18 protein-coding genes are annotated in these 17,526 nt (G+C 58.5%); 9 read left to right on the top strand and 9 right to left on the bottom strand.

Annotated features, from left to right (window positions below):
- Positions 1 to 6 precede the first annotated feature (6 nt).
- The 4 genes from BEN48_RS19605 to BEN48_RS04585 all read left to right on the top strand — a co-directional run bounded on the left by BEN48_RS19605 (position 7) and on the right by BEN48_RS04585 (position 2,729).
- A complete protein-coding gene (locus BEN48_RS19605) occupies positions 7 to 363 on the top strand; it encodes a hypothetical protein (RefSeq protein ID WP_241502175.1) in 357 nt (118 codons plus the stop codon).
- A gap of 164 nt (positions 364 to 527) precedes the next feature.
- Positions 528 to 929, top strand: coding sequence for a hypothetical protein (locus tag BEN48_RS04595; protein WP_070733372.1), 402 nt, complete (start codon positions 528 to 530; stop codon positions 927 to 929).
- A 99-nt stretch (positions 930 to 1,028) separates the two neighbouring features.
- Positions 1,029 to 2,393 (top strand): dihydrolipoamide acetyltransferase family protein, encoded by a 1,365-nt coding sequence (locus tag BEN48_RS04590; RefSeq protein ID WP_070733370.1) that lies wholly within the window; start codon positions 1,029 to 1,031, stop codon positions 2,391 to 2,393.
- Between the two features lie 108 nt (positions 2,394 to 2,501).
- Entirely contained in the window at positions 2,502 to 2,729 is a 228-nt protein-coding gene (locus BEN48_RS04585; protein WP_125932475.1) for a hypothetical protein, read from the top strand.
- Positions 2,730 to 2,813: 84 nt separating this feature from the next.
- Here BEN48_RS04585 and BEN48_RS04580 read toward each other — a convergent pair whose 3' ends face one another.
- Positions 2,814 to 5,444, bottom strand: a complete 2,631-nt coding sequence (locus BEN48_RS04580) for a valine--tRNA ligase (protein ID WP_070733368.1) — start codon at positions 5,442 to 5,444, stop codon at positions 2,814 to 2,816.
- Positions 5,445 to 5,821: 377 nt separating this feature from the next.
- On the opposite strand from BEN48_RS04580, the gene BEN48_RS04575 reads away from it, so the two are divergent.
- The gene (locus BEN48_RS04575; RefSeq protein ID WP_206599819.1) at positions 5,822 to 6,742 is read left to right on the top strand and encodes a carbon-nitrogen hydrolase family protein; all 921 of its coding nucleotides are present in this window, start codon (positions 5,822 to 5,824) and stop codon (positions 6,740 to 6,742) included.
- Positions 6,743 to 6,808: 66 nt separating this feature from the next.
- Positions 6,809 to 8,017 carry an N-acetyl sugar amidotransferase gene (locus tag BEN48_RS04570; protein WP_262490078.1) on the top strand — a complete coding sequence of 403 codons (1,209 nt, stop codon included), beginning with the start codon at positions 6,809 to 6,811 and terminating at the stop codon, positions 8,015 to 8,017.
- Between the two features lie 152 nt (positions 8,018 to 8,169).
- Here the strand turns inward: BEN48_RS04570 and BEN48_RS04565 are convergent, their stop codons facing one another.
- Entirely contained in the window at positions 8,170 to 8,520 is a 351-nt protein-coding gene (locus BEN48_RS04565) for a 4Fe-4S dicluster domain-containing protein (protein ID WP_070733364.1), read from the bottom strand.
- A 197-nt stretch (positions 8,521 to 8,717) separates the two neighbouring features.
- Between BEN48_RS04565 and BEN48_RS04560 the strand changes: the two genes are divergently transcribed.
- The 3 genes from BEN48_RS04560 to BEN48_RS04550 all read left to right on the top strand — a co-directional run bounded on the left by BEN48_RS04560 (position 8,718) and on the right by BEN48_RS04550 (position 10,398).
- Positions 8,718 to 9,731, top strand: a complete 1,014-nt coding sequence (locus BEN48_RS04560) for an acyl-CoA reductase (protein ID WP_070733362.1) — start codon at positions 8,718 to 8,720, stop codon at positions 9,729 to 9,731.
- Between the two features lie 106 nt (positions 9,732 to 9,837).
- The gene (locus BEN48_RS04555; protein WP_070733618.1) at positions 9,838 to 10,143 is read left to right on the top strand and encodes a hypothetical protein; all 306 of its coding nucleotides are present in this window, start codon (positions 9,838 to 9,840) and stop codon (positions 10,141 to 10,143) included.
- A 36-nt stretch (positions 10,144 to 10,179) separates the two neighbouring features.
- Positions 10,180 to 10,398, top strand: coding sequence for a hypothetical protein (locus tag BEN48_RS04550; protein WP_070733361.1), 219 nt, complete (start codon positions 10,180 to 10,182; stop codon positions 10,396 to 10,398).
- A gap of 36 nt (positions 10,399 to 10,434) precedes the next feature.
- On the opposite strand, the gene BEN48_RS04545 is transcribed toward BEN48_RS04550, so the two are convergent.
- The 7 genes from BEN48_RS04545 to BEN48_RS04515 form a co-directional block, all read right to left on the bottom strand.
- Positions 10,435 to 11,304 carry a nucleoside phosphorylase gene (locus tag BEN48_RS04545; RefSeq protein ID WP_070733359.1) on the bottom strand — a complete coding sequence of 290 codons (870 nt, stop codon included), beginning with the start codon at positions 11,302 to 11,304 and terminating at the stop codon, positions 10,435 to 10,437.
- A 110-nt stretch (positions 11,305 to 11,414) separates the two neighbouring features.
- Positions 11,415 to 12,359 (bottom strand): oxygen-dependent tRNA uridine(34) hydroxylase TrhO, encoded by a 945-nt coding sequence (gene trhO, locus BEN48_RS04540; RefSeq protein WP_070733357.1) that lies wholly within the window; start codon positions 12,357 to 12,359, stop codon positions 11,415 to 11,417.
- An 88-nt stretch (positions 12,360 to 12,447) separates the two neighbouring features.
- Complete coding sequence (locus BEN48_RS04535) at positions 12,448 to 13,080, bottom strand: NeuD/PglB/VioB family sugar acetyltransferase (RefSeq protein ID WP_070733355.1); 633 nt, start codon at positions 13,078 to 13,080, stop codon at positions 12,448 to 12,450.
- Positions 13,081 to 13,152: 72 nt separating this feature from the next.
- The gene (locus BEN48_RS04530; protein ID WP_070733353.1) at positions 13,153 to 14,529 is read right to left on the bottom strand and encodes a hypothetical protein; all 1,377 of its coding nucleotides are present in this window, start codon (positions 14,527 to 14,529) and stop codon (positions 13,153 to 13,155) included.
- The gene (locus tag BEN48_RS04525; RefSeq protein ID WP_070733351.1) at positions 14,526 to 15,827 is read right to left on the bottom strand and encodes a DUF2851 family protein; all 1,302 of its coding nucleotides are present in this window, start codon (positions 15,825 to 15,827) and stop codon (positions 14,526 to 14,528) included. The genes BEN48_RS04530 and BEN48_RS04525 overlap by 4 nt, the downstream gene beginning before the upstream one ends.
- Before the next feature lie 147 nt (positions 15,828 to 15,974).
- Positions 15,975 to 16,619 carry a LolA family protein gene (locus BEN48_RS04520; protein WP_070733348.1) on the bottom strand — a complete coding sequence of 215 codons (645 nt, stop codon included), beginning with the start codon at positions 16,617 to 16,619 and terminating at the stop codon, positions 15,975 to 15,977.
- 159 nt (positions 16,620 to 16,778) lie between these two features.
- On the bottom strand, positions 16,779 to 17,526 hold a 748-nt coding region (locus tag BEN48_RS04515), incomplete at its 5' end, for a DNA translocase FtsK (RefSeq protein WP_141764579.1).

The raw sequence follows: 17,526 nt of genomic DNA, 5'->3' as shown, positions 1-17,526 counted from the left end.
CTGGTCATGAAAAATTCACTTCGATTGATGCTTTGCCTCAGTGCTTCGCTATTGCTTGGTAGTTGCGCCGACAGCTGCGAGGGCAGCATCGAAACCCTGGTGCTCTACGCCAAGCCGGGACCAAAAGCGGTGGGCCGGTCCATTTACGTGAACGTGGTGAACAAGCCTGACTTGGGCATCAAGCAAAGCCTGATGTACGAGGGCAAGGAGTTTGGCACGTTTGAGAACGTGGTCATCATCAACGACCCCACCAACCGGTTCGCGTCGAATCGCACCATTTGCTTCTCGAAGTTCCGGCAGGAGGCCGCCACTACCGGCGGCGACTTGATGGAGGAAGGGCTCCCGGTTATTACTGTGGAGTAGCAAGGGCGGCTGGCACCTTCTAAGGTACCGTTCAGGCTATTATGACAGCTTTGTGCGCGAAACGACTTGTTTTTTTGAGCAAAACCGGCAAGGATGTGCAACCTCAGAGCTAGCCATGGGCACTACCACTTACGCCATTGACCTCGCCGCCAAAAAGCTCCTGCATGAAAAAATACTGGGGGATATTCTTATTGATGAGCTTGGCCCTGCCAGCGTTCAGTCAAGGCCGTGACACTGTTTTTGCGGTTCGCAAGCTGTTTTATCAGAAGCGCGGCAGAGGCAACGGCTGGTTGGCGGCGGCAGACAGCGCGGCCAGCACCACTGGCTACGTCCAGCAGAGCGCAAGTCGTTTCGTAAACGTTGATAAGAAACCGGATTACCTGGGTAGTACCGTCTTCCTTTTGGTAGGCGCCGCGCGGGCCAGTGAGTTCAGCGCCGAGAACGAGGCCGCCATTGTTCGGCATTACCGGGCCGGTGGTTCCATTCCACCGGGCATACGCCGGAAGCTGAAACGCAAGCACTTCCACCGCACCGCGCAGGATGTGATGAATGAAAATATTGATTGAAACGCCCCCGCCGCTTCGCGCCGGGGGCGTTCAGCTTTCTGGCTACCTTTGTGCCACCAAATTCCCATCCCACCTTAACTCCCAAAATACCCCTCCTATATGGCACGAGTGGAAATGACGATGCCCAAAATGGGCGAAAGCATCATGGAAGGCACCGTCCTGAAGTGGCTCAAGCAAATTGGCGACACCATTGAGCAGGACGAATCAGTACTGGAAGTGGCCACTGATAAGGTTGACACTGAAGTCCCCGCCATCTATGCGGGCGTGCTGACGGAAATTCTGGTGCAGGAAGGCCAGGTAGTGGCCGTGGGCGCGCCCATCGCCATCATGGAAACCGACGTGGCGGCTGCTGGTGCCCCTGCGCCGGCCGCTGCCCCCGCTGCTCCGCAAGCTGCTCCTGCCGCTTCGAGCAATGGTAACGCTGTGCCCTTTGTGCCTTCCGAAGCCGCTGCCACCGGAGGAGGTGCCGAGCACCAGCCCGGCCGCTTTCTCTCTCCGCTCGTGCTCAGCATTGCCCGCGAAGAAGGCGTGAGCATGACGGACCTGGAGTACCTGCCCGGCACTGGCAAGGAGGGCCGCGTGACCAAAAAAGACATTCTGGACTACGTGGCTGGCGGCAAGCAGCCCTTCACGGCCAGCGCGGCTCCTGCAGCAGCCGCACCGGCCGCGGCCGCAGCACCTGCTGCCCCCGCACCAAAACCCCAGGCGGCGGCCCCGCAAGCAGCCAGCGTGAAACCTGTGCCCAGCGTAAGCGGCGGCCAGGAGCTGATTGAGATGGACCGCATGCGCAAGATGATTGCGCAGCGCATGGTGGACTCCAAGCGCATTTCGCCCCACGTCACCAGCTTTGTGGAAGCCGACGTGACCAATCTGGTGAACTGGCGCAACAAGCACAAGGACGCCTACAAGAAGCGCGAGGGCGAGAACCTCACCTTCACGCCCCTCTTCATTCAGGCCGTGGCCCGCGCCATTCAGGATTACCCGCTGATAAACGTGTCGATTGATGGCGACTACATCATCAAGAAGCGCGACATCAACATTGGCGTGGCCGTGGCCCTGCCCAGTGGCAACTTGATTGTGCCGGTCATTCACAACGCCGACCAACTCAACCTCAACGGGTTGAGCAAGAAGATGAACGACCTGGCCAACCGGGCCCGGGCCAACAAGCTCACGCCCGCCGACCTCGAAGGCGGCACCTACACGCTGAGCAACGTGGGCTCCTTCGGCAACGTGATGGGCACGCCCATCATCATGCAGCCGCAGGTAGCCATCATGGCCGTGGGTGCCATCAAGAAAAAGCCCGCCGTGATTGAGACGCCGCAGGGCGACCTGATTGGCGTGCGGCAGTTCATGTTCCTGAGCCACAGCTACGACCACCGCGTGGTGGATGGCTCGCTGGGCGGCATGTTCGTGCGTAAAGTGGCCGATTACCTCGAACAATTCGACCCGAACACGGCAATTTAATTCTGGCCAAGCCAATTATCAGCACGTCATGCTGAGCTTGCCGAAGCATCTCTGGTACGCTACTAATCGATTTTAGTATTGCAGTAGAGACGCTTCGGCAAACTCAGCATGACGTTCTTTTATCATTTTGAAAGGACAATGAAAAACGTTTTTGTTATTGGCGCGCTGGTGCTCGCACTTGGGTTAATTGGCTATTTGTATCAGCAACTTTCGGTTACTCAGAAGGCACTGCAGACGTCTGAGCAGCGCTTTTCAGACTGTGAGAAGGTCACCTTTCAGCTGCAAAACCAGTTGGCTATGCTACAGAAGAAAGCAAGCAGTGAGGTAGCGAAATAAGGTCGTCGTTTATGACCTCGCTTAAAAATCAAAAAGCCACTTCCCGTTACAGGAAGTGGCTTTTTTTTGCATTCAAATGACTTCTTATAGTGCCGACAGGGCTTGTTCCAGGGCCACTATTTTCACTTCAGCATCAGCTAGCTTCTGGCGCTCCTTTTCCAATACTTCGGGCTTGGCATTCTGGGCGAATTTCTCGTTGCCCAGCTTGCGCTGCACCGATTCGCGGAAGCCCTGGGCGTACTCCAGCTCCTTTTCGAGTCGAGTGCGCTCGGCGGCCATGTCGATATGGCCTTCGAGGGGAATGAAGAACTCGCTCCCGCCCAGTACAAAGCTTACTGAGGCGGCGGGGCCGGCATCGGCAAAGCTCATTTCAGAAATATTGCCCAGCTTACGAATAATGGCGTCGAACTCGGCGAGCAGGGCCGCATCGTCGGTCTTGGCAACCAGCGCCAGCGGCTTGTTGGGGCCAATGTTTTTCTGGTTGCGCACGGAGCGGATACCGGCCACGATGGCCAGCGATTTTTCCATATCGGCCAGGATGCGGGCGGGCGCGGCGGGCGCGCTGGCCTTGGGCCACGGGGCCACGCACACGTACTCGCGGGGGCCGCGTTCGGCCAGCTCGTGCCACAGCTCTTCGGTGATGAAGGGCATGAACGGGTGCAGCAGCTTGAGTAGGGTTTCGAGGTAGGCCGTGGTGTGGCGCAGGGTTTCGGCGTCGATGGGGTGCTGGTAGGTGGGCTTCACCATTTCCAGGTACAGGGCGCAGAAATCGTCCCAGACCAGCTTGTACACCGTCATCAGGGCGTCGCTCATGCGGAATTTCTCGAAGTGGTCTTCGAGCTCGATGATGGCGGCTTGTAGCCGGGCTTCGAACCAAAGCACGGCCTTTTCATTCACAAACGGCAGCTTGGCATCTGCTTCCCACCCTTTCACGAGCCGGAAGGCGTTCCAGAGCTTGTTGGAGAAGTTACGGCCCTGTTCCACCAGCTTTATGTCGAATAGCAGGTCGTTGCCGGCCGGGGCCGAAAACAGCATGCCGGTGCGCACGCCGTCGGCGCCGTACTGGGCGATGAGGTCCAGCGGGTCGGGCGAATTGCCGAGCTGCTTGCTCATTTTGCGGCCCTGCGCGTCGCGCACGATGCCGGTGAGGTACACGTTTTTGAACGGCACTTCCTGACGGAATTCGATGCCGGCCATAATCATGCGGGCCACCCAAAAGAACAGGATGTCCGGCCCCGTCACCAGGTCGTTGGTGGGGTAGAAATAGTTAATGTCGGCGTTGTCGGGGTCCTTGAAGCCATCGAACACCGAAATGGGCCACAGCCACGACGAAAACCAGGTGTCGAGCACGTCCTCGTCCTGGCGCAGGTCGCTGAGCTGCAGGGCGGCGTCGCCGCTCTGGGTGCGGGCCTGGGCTAGGGCAGCCTCAGCGGTGAGGGCTACTACGAAGGTGCCATCGGGCAGGTAATAGGCCGGAATCTGCTGGCCCCACCAGAGCTGGCGCGAGATGCACCAGTCGCGCACGTTCTCCATCCAGGCCCGGTACATGTTTTTGAACTTGGGCGGATGAAGGCGCACGGTGTCGTTTTCCACCACGTCCAGCGCGGGCTTGGCCAGGTGCTCCATCTTCATGAACCACTGCAGGCTGAGCTTGGGCTCAATCACGGCCTTGGTGCGTTCCGATGTCTGCACGATGCTGGCGTACTCCTCGATTTTTTCGAGCAGCCCGGCCTCCTGCAAATCCTTGGCAATTTGCTTGCGGGCGGCAAACCGGTCCTGGCCCACGTAGAGCACAGCCTTTTCGTTGAGCGTGCCGTTGTCGGCCAGAATGTCGATAACGGGCAGGTTGTGCTTCACGCCCAGCTCGTAATCGTTCAGGTCGTGCGCGGGCGTCACCTTCAGGGCACCCGTACCGAAATCCATCGATACATATTCATCAAAAATCACCGGGATTTCGCGGCCCAGCAGCGGGATGCGCACGGTAGCGCCGGCCAGGTGCGCATAGCGCGGGTCGTTGGGGTTCACGGCCACGGCCACGTCGGCCATGATGGTTTCGGGCCGGGAGGTGGCCACGGTCAGGAACTGGCCCTCCTGCCCTACCACTGCATAATTGAGGTAATACATCTTCGCCTGCACGTCCTTGGCAATCACCTCTTCATCGGAGATGGCGGTGCGGCCTTCGGGGTCCCAGTTCACCATGCGCACGCCGCGGTAAATCAGGCCTTTGTTGTAGAGGTCTACAAACACGCGCAGGACGGCGTCGGTCAGGTCGGGCTCCATGGTGAAGCGGGTGCGGTCCCAGTCGCAGGAGGCGCCCAGCTTTTTGAGCTGCTCCAGGATAATGCCGCCGTATTTTTCCTTCCAATCGAAGGCGTGGGACAGGAACTGCTCGCGGGTGAGGTCACTCTTGGCGATGCCCTGCTCCTTGAGCTGGGCCACTACCTTGGCTTCGGTGGCAATGCTGGCGTGGTCGGTGCCGGGCACCCAGCAGGCTTCCTTGCCCTGCATGCGGGCCCGGCGCACCAGCACGTCCTGGATGGTATTATTCAGCATGTGCCCCATGTGCAGCACGCCGGTCACGTTGGGCGGGGGAATGACGACGGTATAAGGGACTTTTTTGGGATTGGCGGTGGCCTTGAAAAAGCCCTGCTCCTGCCAGCGCTGGTACCATTTGGCTTCAACGTCGGTGGGCGAGTACGTGGTGGCGAGGGACATAAAATGATGCTAGAATCAGAAGCCCCAAAAATAGGCATTAGAAAAGTGGCCTCCGACGTCTGCGCGAGAACTTATGCGGCGGTAAGTAAGGCATTAAGCATTGGCAGCTTCAAACGGTATAGTTCAGGGCCGTCAGAGGCCCAGGCAGCCTGGCAATACAGGCCCGGCACAGAAAATTTACTCACCCGAGGTAGTAGGGAGAAATCAGTCATGAATCAGATTCAATCCGCCATGCAGAATCATTCAGCCAGCATTCTACATCAACTGAATGGCAGACTGATACTTTTACCGAGACCACGCGACAAAAATTAGTGCCTTAGGTTTAATTCAAATACTGTAATTTGAATCCAAAACCGCTTATTTCGCTCTAATCCCGGATGGCTTCGCTTTTTTCTTTTTTCAAATCTGCTCCAGCAGCTCCAATTGCTGCCGATGCGCCGGTTCAGCTGGGCACCATGCGCATTGGGCTGGGCCAGTTGCTGGTAGAAGGTGGCGAGCCGATGCGGAACCTAGCCCGGGCCGTGGAGCAAATAGCGCAAGCTGCTGCCCAACAGTGCGACCTTGTGCTTCTGCCCGAAACCCTCGACTTTGCCTGGACGCACCCCAGCGCCCTGACGGAAGCCCAACCAATTCCGGGCGTTTTCAGTGACCAACTATGCCAGGCAGCGCTCCAGCACCGCGTGTACGTATGCGCGGGTCTCACTGAGCGCGGTACCGATGGCCGCAACTACAACGCTGCCATCCTCATCGACCCGCAGGGCCACATCATTGTGAAATACCACAAGATAAACCTGCTGGCAGTGGAGCTCCCCTACTATGCCGTGGGCCAGACGTTGAACGTAGTGGATACACCCCTGGGTAAAATCGGCGTAAATATTTGCGCCGATAATTACCTCGATGGGCTCTCCATTGGCCATACCCTGGCCCGAATGGGTGCGGAGTTTATTCTGGCGCCGTCGTCTTGGACGGTGGATTACTCCGTTACCGAAGAACACGACCCCTACGAGGAAAAGTGGATTAAGCCGTTTTCCATTTTGGCAAACCTCTACAATGTGGTAGTGGTGGGAACCACTTCCGTAGGCTACATTGTGGGCGGCCCTTACGAGGGTAAAAAGAGCATCGGCTGCTCACTGGCCGTGGATGCCAATGGCGTGCAGGCCCAGGGGGCTTTTAATGAGTTTGCAGGACAACTTATAGTAGCCGACCTGGCCCGGCCCCACCGCCCCGAACGCGGCACAGCCATTGGCGAAATGCTCCAGGCCAAAGGGTACCACTTCGACAAAATGCCTTCGCTTTAATTGTCAACACCTCACTCTTCCATTCTGCTACCGCCTTTTACTCAGCAGCCGATTTAGCATTATCAATTGCAGACATATATCCTCACGGCAGAACGGCCCGCTGTAACTCACACTCCCCCGACATACCAGCGTTGCACCCGGTGCATTATGGACACCACGGCTCCTGGCATCACTTTCAATGCCACGGGCACCTGCAATTTCTGTGACCTGCACGACCGGCTCGATGCGTCTTTCCCGCTGGGAGAAGCCGGCCGGCTTACCGTGCAGCGCCTGGCCGCCGATATGCGCAAAGCCGGCCGGGGCCGGCGCTACGACTGCGTGCTGGGCGTGAGCGGTGGCCGCGACAGCACCTATACCCTGTGGTATTGCGTGACCCAACTGCAACTGCGCCCGCTGGCCGTGCACTTCAACGACGGCTTTGGCAACCCCATTGCCGGTGAAAACATGCTGCGTATGTGCCAGCGCCTGGACGTAGAGCTGCGCACCATCACCTCGGACTGGCGCGAGTCGAAGGACCTGAAAATTGCTTTCCTAAAGGCCTCGGTGCCTGACATGGAAGAAGGTACCGACCTCGGTATTGCCACCGCACTCTATGGCGTAGCGGCCAAGGAAGGCGTGCAGCATCTAGTTATCGGGCAATCTTTCCGCACCGAAGGCATCGCGCCGCTCAGCTGGAATTTCCTGGATGGCAAGTACTTGCGCGCCGTACATAAGCAGTTTGGCACTGTGCCGCTGCGCCCGTGGCAACCCAACGACCCCGGATTCAACTTGGGCATTAAGGAGATGGTGTACTACGCTTTTATTCGGGGCATCAAAACCGTCACCCTCTTGTACCACCTAAACTACGTGCGGAGCGAAGTGGACGAGTTGCTGGTCCGCGAACTGGACTGGAAAAATCCCGGTGCTCACTATTTCGATGACCTATACCAGAGTGTGATTTATTACCTCAACCGCGTCAAGTTTGGCATCGACCGACGCCTTTTCAACTATTCGGCGCTGGTGCGCTCGGGGCAAATGAGCCGGGAAGTGGCCCTGGACCGGGTTTTGCGCATCAATTCCATTGAAGACGAGGCGGTCATTGCACTATGCATCAAGCGCCTCGGCCTGACTCGCGCAGAGTTTGAGGCCATTGTGGCCACGCCCCCCAAAACTTTTCACGACTACCCCAACAGCTACCGGCTGCTCCGGCTGTGCCGGTGGCCCATTAAGGTGATGAGCCGCCTGAACCTGATTCCAGAATCAGCTTACGACAAATATTTTAATTGCGGTACTTGAGTCCTGAACCTTCGGTTATTTCCTGCTAATCATGATATGGGCACTCCATTAGGCTACCACCAATAGCTCTTGCAGAACCCTTTTACCAACTGTTTAAACCCGAAAAAAGCCCCGTAGCAATTGCTACGGGGCTTTTTTCGGGTTTTGATTTCTTAAGCGGCGATGTGCAGCCAGTCTTTCTTTTCGAGCAGTCGCTCACGGGTTTCGCGATAGTCGGGGTCGTCCACGCAGCAGTCGACGGGGCACACGGCAGCGCACTGAGGCTCCTCGTGGAAGCCCACGCACTCGGTGCACTTGTCAGACACGATGTAGTAGTACTCGTCCGATACCGGCGTCTGCGGGGTGGTGCCGTTCACGGTGCTGCCGTCGGGAGTAGCCACCTCTTTCAGGGTGGTGCCATCGGCCCAGCGCCACTGGGCACCGCCTTCGTAAATAGCGTTGTTGGGGCATTCCGGCTCGCAGGCACCACAGTTGATGCACTCGTCGGTTATCATGATGGCCATGGGGCGTCGGGGGTCAGGGAGTGAGGGTAAACCAAAGGAGAACTAGCTGGCTTTACGTAAAACGCCCGGCCAGCGCCGTTCTTTGGTGGTACAAAATTAGCCAACAGCGGTGGGGTTTGCATGGTTTTGCCCAATTTTGCCGGGCAAGTGCCTGCTTTTTTCCCAGACTACGGTCTCTTGGCCTGCTTTTATTCCTTATGAATCATTCCGAACGTTTAGCTGCTTTTGTGGCCCTGGGCCACCGCCTCAGCAGCCTATTGCCCGAAGAAATCACGACGCTGGCGGCTCGGGCCCGCAACCAAAATGCCTGGTTTGACGAGCCCAGCGTGACGGCTGCCGTGGGGGGCCTGGTCCACATGCTCGCGGAGCAGCCCCTGCGCCAGTGGGCGGCGCGCTACCCCCCCGAGCCCACAACGGTGCACCAGATTGGCGTGGTGATGGCCGGCAACATCCCCATGGTGGGCTTTCACGACCTGCTGTGCGTGCTGCTCAGCGGCCATGTGCTCCTGGCCAAGCTCAGCGCCGACGACACCGTGCTCATGACCTGGCTCATCGAAGAACTCACGCGCCTGGAGCCCCGCTTCGCCGGCTTCATCCAAATCCTGCCGCGGTTGAATGCGGCCGACGCTTTTATTGCCACCGGCTCGGACAACACGGCCCGCTACTTTGAATTTTACTTCGGCAAAAAGCCTCATCTCATTCGGCGCAACCGCACCAGCGTGGCCGTGCTCACGGGCCAGGAAACCGACGAAGAGCTGGCCCGCCTCGGGGCCGATATCTTCCAGTACTACGGCCTGGGGTGCCGCAACGTGAGCAAGCTCTTCGTGCCCACCGGCTACAGCTTTGTGCCCCTGCTGGATGCGCTGCAACCCCACGAAGGGGTGCTCCACCACCACAAATACAACAATAACTACGACTACAACAAGAGCATATTACTAGTAAACCGCGTGCCTCACTTCGACAGCGGCTTCCTGCTTTTGCGGGAGAGCCCGGCCCTGGTGTCGCCCATCTCGGTTGTGCACTACGCCGAGTACACAAGTGAAATCGACCTGGTCGACCAGCTCACCGACATTGCGGCCCGGACGCAGTGCGTGGTATCGGCCGGAAGCCGGTTTGCCGGCAGCCTGCCGTTCGGCCAGGCCCAATCGCCCGGGGTGCAGGAGTACGCCGACCGGGTAGATACCATGGAGTTCCTGGCGGAACTGCCCTAGTATTTTGCAGAAAATCACGGCCTGCCAGGCTTAATTTTCGTTCATAGAACAGGTCCAGAATGTGTTCATATCTGGCAACACCACCTTTTCGCTTAACCCCTTCGCCATGTCTTTTTTGCCCGCCTCGCCGACCGTCGAAATTGTTGAGAAAGAAGATATTGTCGCAATGGTCTTCGGCCGCGACGATGTGCTGCCTGATGAAGCCGCGCAGCGCCGCCGCCGGGCCGATGCCGACCGGGCCGCCACGCTCGGCAACGCCTACCACGGCAAGCTGGACATCTATTTCCAGACCGCCGACGGCAGAACCAAGCGCGTGGCGACCACCGTTTGGGCCGCCGATGCGGACCACCTCACCCTCAAATCAGGCGGCTCGCTGCCCATGCGGGCCGTTCTGGGCTTTGATTTTTATTAGGAAGCTCTCCGCGCCTGTTTTAACTCAACTCTCCCAATGAATATCATTTCAACGCTTTGGGGCATTGTGGCCCTCCTGCTGGCCATATTGGCGTTGTTCCCGTTTCTGGGCTGGGCCAACTGGTTTATCCTCATTTTTGCCATCGTTGGCCTTATCATCGGCGCTTTTGGCAAACGTAAGACCGGAATGACGCTCAACGGCGTTGCCATCCTCATTGCCTGCTTCCGCCTGTTCATTGGCGGCGGCATCATTTAGGGTATTGAATTATAGAAGCGAGGCGTCAGCTCGTGACTAGAGGCGCTGCAGGGCGCGCTCAATCATAGCATCGACCACGGCACCAGCGTTTTCGGCAAATTCGCCGGTGGCCCGGTTCGCTACAATGGCGTTGAGGGAAAGTACTTCGTGGCCCAGCATACGGCCCAGCGAGTAGTAGCCGGCCGTTTCCATTTCAAAGTTGCTGAGGCGGAACTGGCCTTCTGCGCTCTCGTGGCGGAAATTCTGCAGGCGGGCAATGTAGTCGGGCTGGCGCAGGTCGAGGCGCAGCACGCGGCCCTGCGGACCGTAAAAACCGGGGCACGTGAGGGTGTTGCCCATCACCATGCCCGCGCCCACTTGCTCACGCAGCAGGTCGGAGCCGCGCACCACGTAGGGGGCGTAGGGCAGCCCAATTGCCTGCTGTAGTTCGGTGGCAATTTCAGTTTCCAGGCCGGTTTCCATCAACGGATAGAACTGCATGAGGCTGTCGAGGCCCACGGCGTACTCAGTGGCCAACATGGCCCCGATGGGCACATCGGCCTGCAAGCTGCCACTGGTGCCCAGCCGGATAATGCGTAGGTTGATGCGTTCTTCCACGGGGCGCACTGTGCGCGACATAAAATCGATGTTGACCAAGGCATCCAACTCGTTCATCACGATGTCGATGTTGTCGGTGCCCATGCCGGTGCTCAGCACGGTGATGCGCTTGCCGCGGTAGTAGCCCACGTGCGTCACAAACTCGCGGTGTGTGGTCTCGAACTCCACCGAATCAAAATGCCGGCTCACCTGCGCCACGCGGGCGGGGTCGCCCACGGTGAGAATGGTATCTGAAATGTGGTCTGGCAGCAGATTGAGGTGGTAAATGGTGCCGTCGGGATTCAGGATGAGTTCGGAGGAAGGAATCATAGGAGGGAGTTGGTAATTATGAATTAGTAATTATGAATTAAAAATTGCCGCCTATAGGAGCCCTACAGTAGGCAGTAATGAATTTTTAATTTATAACTCAAAATTTTTAATTAAGCCTTGGCATAAGAGGCCAGGCCCTGGGCGGGGTTGTAGTGATTGCTGAGTTTGGGATACGCGCCGGTGCCGTCGTAGGTGCGTTTGTCGGGGTGGGCGGCGCAGGCCGCGGAGCAGGCACCCTGCAGCTGCTCGCCGCAGGCTTCGCAGAGCGACAGGTGGGCGTTGCACTGAGGATTGGCGCAGTTCACGAGGCGGTTGCTGGGCTCCTGGCAGTGTTGGCAGCGTGAAATAACCGTGGGGTTGACGCGGTTCACGTCCACGGCCACGCGGTTGTCGAACACGTAGCACTGGCCGTCGAAGTCCTCGCCACCGGCTTCAATGCCGTACTTGATGATGCCGCCGTGCAGCTGGTACACGTTTTCAAAGCCCTGCTCGAGCAGGAAAGCGCTGGCTTTTTCGCACTTGACACCGCCGGTGCAGTAGGTCAGGATTTTCTTGTCCTTGAATTGCTTCAGCTGCTCCACCCGCTCTGGAAAGTCGCGGAAGTTCTCCATGTCCAGCGTCACGGCGTTCTTGAAGCGGCCGAGGTTGTATTCGTAGTCGGAGCGCACGTCCACCACCACCACGTCGTCGCGGTCCTTCAGGGCTTTGAACTCTTCGGGTGAGAGGTGCTGGCCGGTTTTTTCGTGGGGACGCACATGGCGTAGGCTGCTGTGCACAATTTCCGGCTTCACGCGCACGTGCAGCTTCTGGAAGGTATGGGCCGGCACCTCGTCAACTTTGAATTCCAGCGTGGCAAACCGCGGGTCGGCTTTCACCGCCGCCATGTAGCGGGCGCAGCTCTTCGCCGTGCCCGATACGGTGCCATTCAACCCCTCGGCAGCCACGATGATGCGCCCGCGCAAATCCAGCTCCAGGCAAAAGCGGTGGTGCTCATCCCGGAACTGTTCGGGGTTGTCGATGGGCGTGTAGCAGTAGTAAAGTAGAACCTGATACATAACGAGTTAAAAATTGCAAATTAAGAATTAAGGTTGAAAGCGGCGTTGGGGAAGAACGAAAACTCTTAACTCATAACTCTTAACTCTTTCAAACTTTCACCGCTGGGTTGCCGAATACCGTCTGGCCGTTGGCCACATCGGACACGACCACCGAGCCGGCGCCTACGCGGGCCTTATCGCCAACCTTTACGCCCGAAACCACCACGGCACCGGCCCCGATGAAGGCTTGTTCCCCAACTGAAGCATCGGCCCCAATCAGGGCGCCGCTGCCAAGCTGGGCAAAGTCGCCAATGGTAGCGCGAGCCTCTACTACGGCGTTGGCGCCCAGCAGGCAGCCGTCGCCCAGGGTGGCGGTGGCCGCAACCACGGCATTGGGACCCACGTAGTTACCATGCCCCAGGGTGGCGTGCGGCGCCACGCTGGCGCGGTGGTGAATGGCGTTTACGGGTACGGCTTCGTACTCGGTGCGCAACATCTGGGTGAGGCTACGGCGGCTGGCGGTGTCGTCGGTGGCTACAAAAACCTCGCATTTCTTGCCCAGCAGCTTCAGCAGCTCGCCGTCGTCGGTGTTGCCCATCACGGGCACATCGAGTAGTTCGGTGCCTTGCAGTGCCTTGTCGTCGTCGAGCAGGCAATACACTACTACATCGTTGGATAGAAAGGCATCGAGGGCGGCGGTGCCAACGGTTTGGGCACCAAGAATGATAACGGGATTTTCCATGAGGAGCTTGGTCTGTTTAGCGTTCGGGCCCCGGCAAAAGCAATTGGGGCAGCAGGTGAACGAGCCACAAAGTTACGCCGCCGGCCCGGCAAGCCCCTCAACAGAACTTGGAACGGGCGGTGTAATCTCCCGCAGCCCTAGCCGATGTAGCAGCGCGGCCGCGTAATCGTTTTGCAGCAGCAGGAACACAAGGAACGGCAGCAGCCCGCTGCGGTAGCGGCTCAGGGAGCCATAGTTGGGCGTCGTGAGTCCAATCAAGATGGCCAATACCACGCAGAACACTGCCAATCCTACGCCTAACTCAAAAGGCAGGTGGCCGCTTCTGCCGCGCCAGGCAGCCACCAGGGCAAGTAAAATTAGTAGAATAAGACCCGCATTTTCCAGGCTCATAATGATGTATAAGGGCTGGCGGGATTCGCCCAACCACGGCCGGGTGATGCTGTTGGCGGCCGCCAAGGGCGCGTGCGCGGCAATGCTTTCGATGGTGGGCCGCAGGTTGGGGTATTCAATATGCGGCTTGCCCACCGATTGCGTTACCTCGTGGGAATACACCCTGATAACCTGGTACGTGAACTTGTTGACGCTGAAAGCCACACTCAACTGCGGCAAGAGCCACAAACCAGCCGCCAGCACAGAGATAATAACGGTCCCCTGAATCATGCGCGTGTGCCTCCAGCCCAGCAGAGCAATACCGCGAGCCAATGCCACCGCTCCCAGCACGCCCAGCAGCGGCAGGGCGAAAAAATACCGCAGGTGAAAATGTAGCCACGCCAAAACGCCGGTGGCCAGCCACCACCCCACCGAGCGCCACCACCGGCGCGGCCGGGTATCTGTCGGACCGTAAAGGGGGCCCAGTACCCTGGCCGTGAGCCACGCACCGCTCCCGAGCAAAACAGCTTCTTTGCTGATGCCTGTGGCCCAGAACCATGCCGTGGGCCACAGCAAAAAAGCCACTACACCCGCCCCTACGGGAGTGCCCGGCAGCACCAAACGCAGACAGCGCACCAACTGCCAGCACCCCACAAACGCAAAGACGCTAATGTAAAAACTATTTATCCAGCCAAAACCCAACGACCCCAAATTCAGCAAAGCCAGAATCTTAATGAGAATCCACGTATTGGAAGTACTTTGAAACACGGCATCGTAAAGAACACCGCCGCTGAGGCTTTTATAGGGAATTATCACCACTGCCTGCGTGAAGGTTTGAAATGCAGCGGCAGGGTTCGTCCATAGTTGCGTAGTCACGTCGCGGGCCAGGGAGCTCATGTACTCGGCATCCAGCTTGAGGGTCCAGTTACGGGCAAGCCCAACCCCCAGCCGCAGGCACAGGCCCAACACCAGCGCCCAGCGCCACCACGTAGGGCCGGCCCAGCGCCACTGCCGCTGCAGCCACGGCAGCAGCACGGCCAGCAGGCCGATATTCAGCAAAATGGCCAGGGCTACCTTCATCGGGCCACGCGCGGTTGTTGCACCAGGCGGCTGCCAATGGCGCAGTGCAGGCAGCGGCGTGGGGCGCAATAGCCTTTGTGCAGCGCCAGCAGCCCCTGCGAGTCGGCGGCTGTGCGGTGCGTGAAACCCAAGGCCTCGTATACGTCGGTGTATTGGTTGTGCTCAGCCGGTAGCTCGCTTAGCAAGGCCAGGCTACTTTCGACCAATGCGGGCTGGCCCACGTGGCGGGCGTAGGCCACCCGCAGTGGCACCACCACATTGGTGATGAGCAAGGCGATGCTGGCCTTGCCCAGGGCAGGTACCTTGCCGGCCCGGCCGGGCCGGAAGTGCGTGCGCCAATACTGCGGCGTGGGGGCCTGGAAAAACTCAGTGAGTGCGGTGGTACTGTCCGCCGTGAGCAGCGCATCGAACAAAGCCGGGCGGGCATGCAGCAACCCCACCAGCTGCCCCAGCCGCACCGGCGGGAAATTTGCCGGCCGAAGCCGCAGGTAGTTCCACTCGTGCACCCGCATGGCCGTGGGCCCCAAGCTGTATTTGTGACTCAGAAAATCGTATTCGCGCTTCAGGTCCTGGATGTAGTCGTCGCTGATGGTCTCCTCATTATCAGCCAGAAACCCGGCCTGTCCGAAAAGCAGCGCCTCCAGCTGCCGCTGGTCGTGCCGGTGCCGCCGCAGCACTGCCAGCGGCACGGCCTTGGCCAGCCGCGCCAGCGGTTCGCTGTTTTTCTGAAAGCCAAAAGCAGCCATCAGCGCGTGGTAGGCTGTGGCTTCCCAGTCCTGGCCCAGGTGCTGGTGCAGGGCCGCGATGACGTCGGCTTTGCCTTCCATGCGCTCCAGCAAGGCGCGCTCCGTCATCATGGTTTTGGTGATTTCGGGCACCAGGTTGAGCAGGGGCGCGCAGGGTAGCGGCGCTGCGGCGGGGGCTTCTACTAAGGCCTGGTAACGGGCCAGCAGCTCGGGCAGCAGGCGCGGCTGCAGGGCCAGCGCCGGAATCAGGCTGCCGTTGGTGCGGGCCACGTCGGCGTCGTGGCTGCCCACTACGTGCAGGATTACCTGGTCGTACTTGAGGTCGGTTTGGTGGTTGTGCCGGGCCCAATCGGAGGCGCGCAGGTGAATTTCCACGGCGCCATTCCATTCCACTTCACCCAGGCGCAGCCGGGCGTTCAGGAAGTCGGGCCCAGCGTCGGCGTTGCGCTGGCCGGGGCGCAGTACCTGGATTTCCTCGCCGGCGGCCGTGCGCAGGTCGGCCTTGTCAAAATACTGGTGCTGCCAGACGTAGTGGAGGAAATCTTCGCGCATGGCGCAAATTAGTTGTCAGTTGTTGGTTGTCCGTTGTCAGCGGTAAAACTGGCTACCGCGCAAAATAAAAACAGCCCGCCTCTTTCGAAGCGGGCCGCAATTATTATCAATTTAATAATCGACAACAAATAGCTAATAACTAAATAATTAGCGCAAATCCACCACCTTCACGCCTTTGTACTTGGCTTTATCAAAAGCAAATGAACTGGCATCGACAGGTGGGTTGGGCTGGAACTTGCGAATGAGGAAGGTATACTGGTTGCCGTTCTTCTTGAACATCTGCCAGCTCTTAACCGACGCATCCTTTTTGCGTACTTTAAGCCGCACCTTGAACACGTCATTCTGGCGGTTTTCGGGCGAAAGCTCAATTATGTCAATGGCTTCGCCGCCCTCCTGCACCTGCTGCACATAGGAGTACTTGTACCCCTTTTTGTACATGGTATAAATCTGGGAAGGCGACATGTCCTGCGAGTCCGGGTCGGAATCGGAGATGTTCACCTCGTTCTCATTTTTCAGATACGTCCAGGTGGTTTTGCCATCGTTGATGACCTCCTGACCGCTTATTTTCAGCCGGAACTTCTGGCCGCTCACCGTGATGTCGCCGTTGATGTTCTGCTTCACTTTGGCGCTGGGGTTTTCTAGCGTCTGGGTAAAGGTGGCCTGGAAAGCATTTAACGCCTGGTATTTGGCGCTCATTTGGTCAAGAATTTTGCCTGCTTTGGGGTCTTGCTGGGCAGCGGCGGGCAATGCCAACGAAGCCGCGAGCAGGAGCAGAGAGAATGATTTTTTCATTAGAAGGAGTAAGAACTGAAGCGAGTTAGCTACACTTTGATGGCCTGATACGGATTTCGTATAACAAACGCCCGGCCAAAGTGCTACTTTCACCCCATCACAGGCAAAAATAATTAGAAAGGGGCCGCCTGAACCGTACAGGATTCGCCAGCCCCTCCCCTATTTGCTCATGGTGTTCAGCAATTGCTCAAGCTGGTACTCGTCGGGAATGAGCACGTCCCGCGCCCTATCGCCATCAAACGGGCCCACGATGCCCGCGTGCTGGAGCTGGTCGATGAGGCGCCCAGCGCGGTTATAGCCCAGCTTGAGCTTGCGCTGGAGCAGGCTGGTGCTCCCTTGCTGGTGCAGCACGATGCAGCGGGCGGCTTCCTCAAACATGGCGTCACGCTCGGTGGGGTCCATGTCCTCGTTGCCGCTGCCGGCGTCGCCGTCGGCGCCGGCCACTTCGGGCAGCAGGTAGGCGTCGGAATAGCCCTGCTGCCCGCCGATGAAGTCGCAGACGCGGTCCACTTCCGGCGTGTCGATGAAGGCGCATTGAATCCAAACAAGGTCTGAGCCATCCGAAAAAAGCATATCGCCTGGTGATACAAGCTTCTCGGCACCACTACCATTTAAAATAAGGAGCGAAGATTCTTTGCTGGTAACGCGAAAAGAAATTCGGCACGGAAAATTATTCTTGATATTTTTTGTAAGCACAGACACGGATGGCCTGCTTGTGGCCACGATGAGGTGGATGCCGATGGCGCGGGCCAGCTGGGCCAGGCGGGCAATGGGGGTTTCCACCTCCTTGCCGGCCGTCATCATCAGGTCGGCCAGCTCGTCGATGACGAGCACGATGAAGGGCAGGAAGCGGTGGCCCTTCTTGGGGTTGAGCCGCCGCTCGATGAACTTGGCGTTGTACTCCTTC

The sequence above is a fragment of the Hymenobacter glacialis genome (genome assembly GCF_001816165.1).
Lineage (GTDB): Bacteria > Bacteroidota > Bacteroidia > Cytophagales > Hymenobacteraceae > Hymenobacter > Hymenobacter glacialis.
Note: the sequence above shows the minus strand (reverse complement) of the source record. Positions and strands in the feature narration are given on the sequence as shown.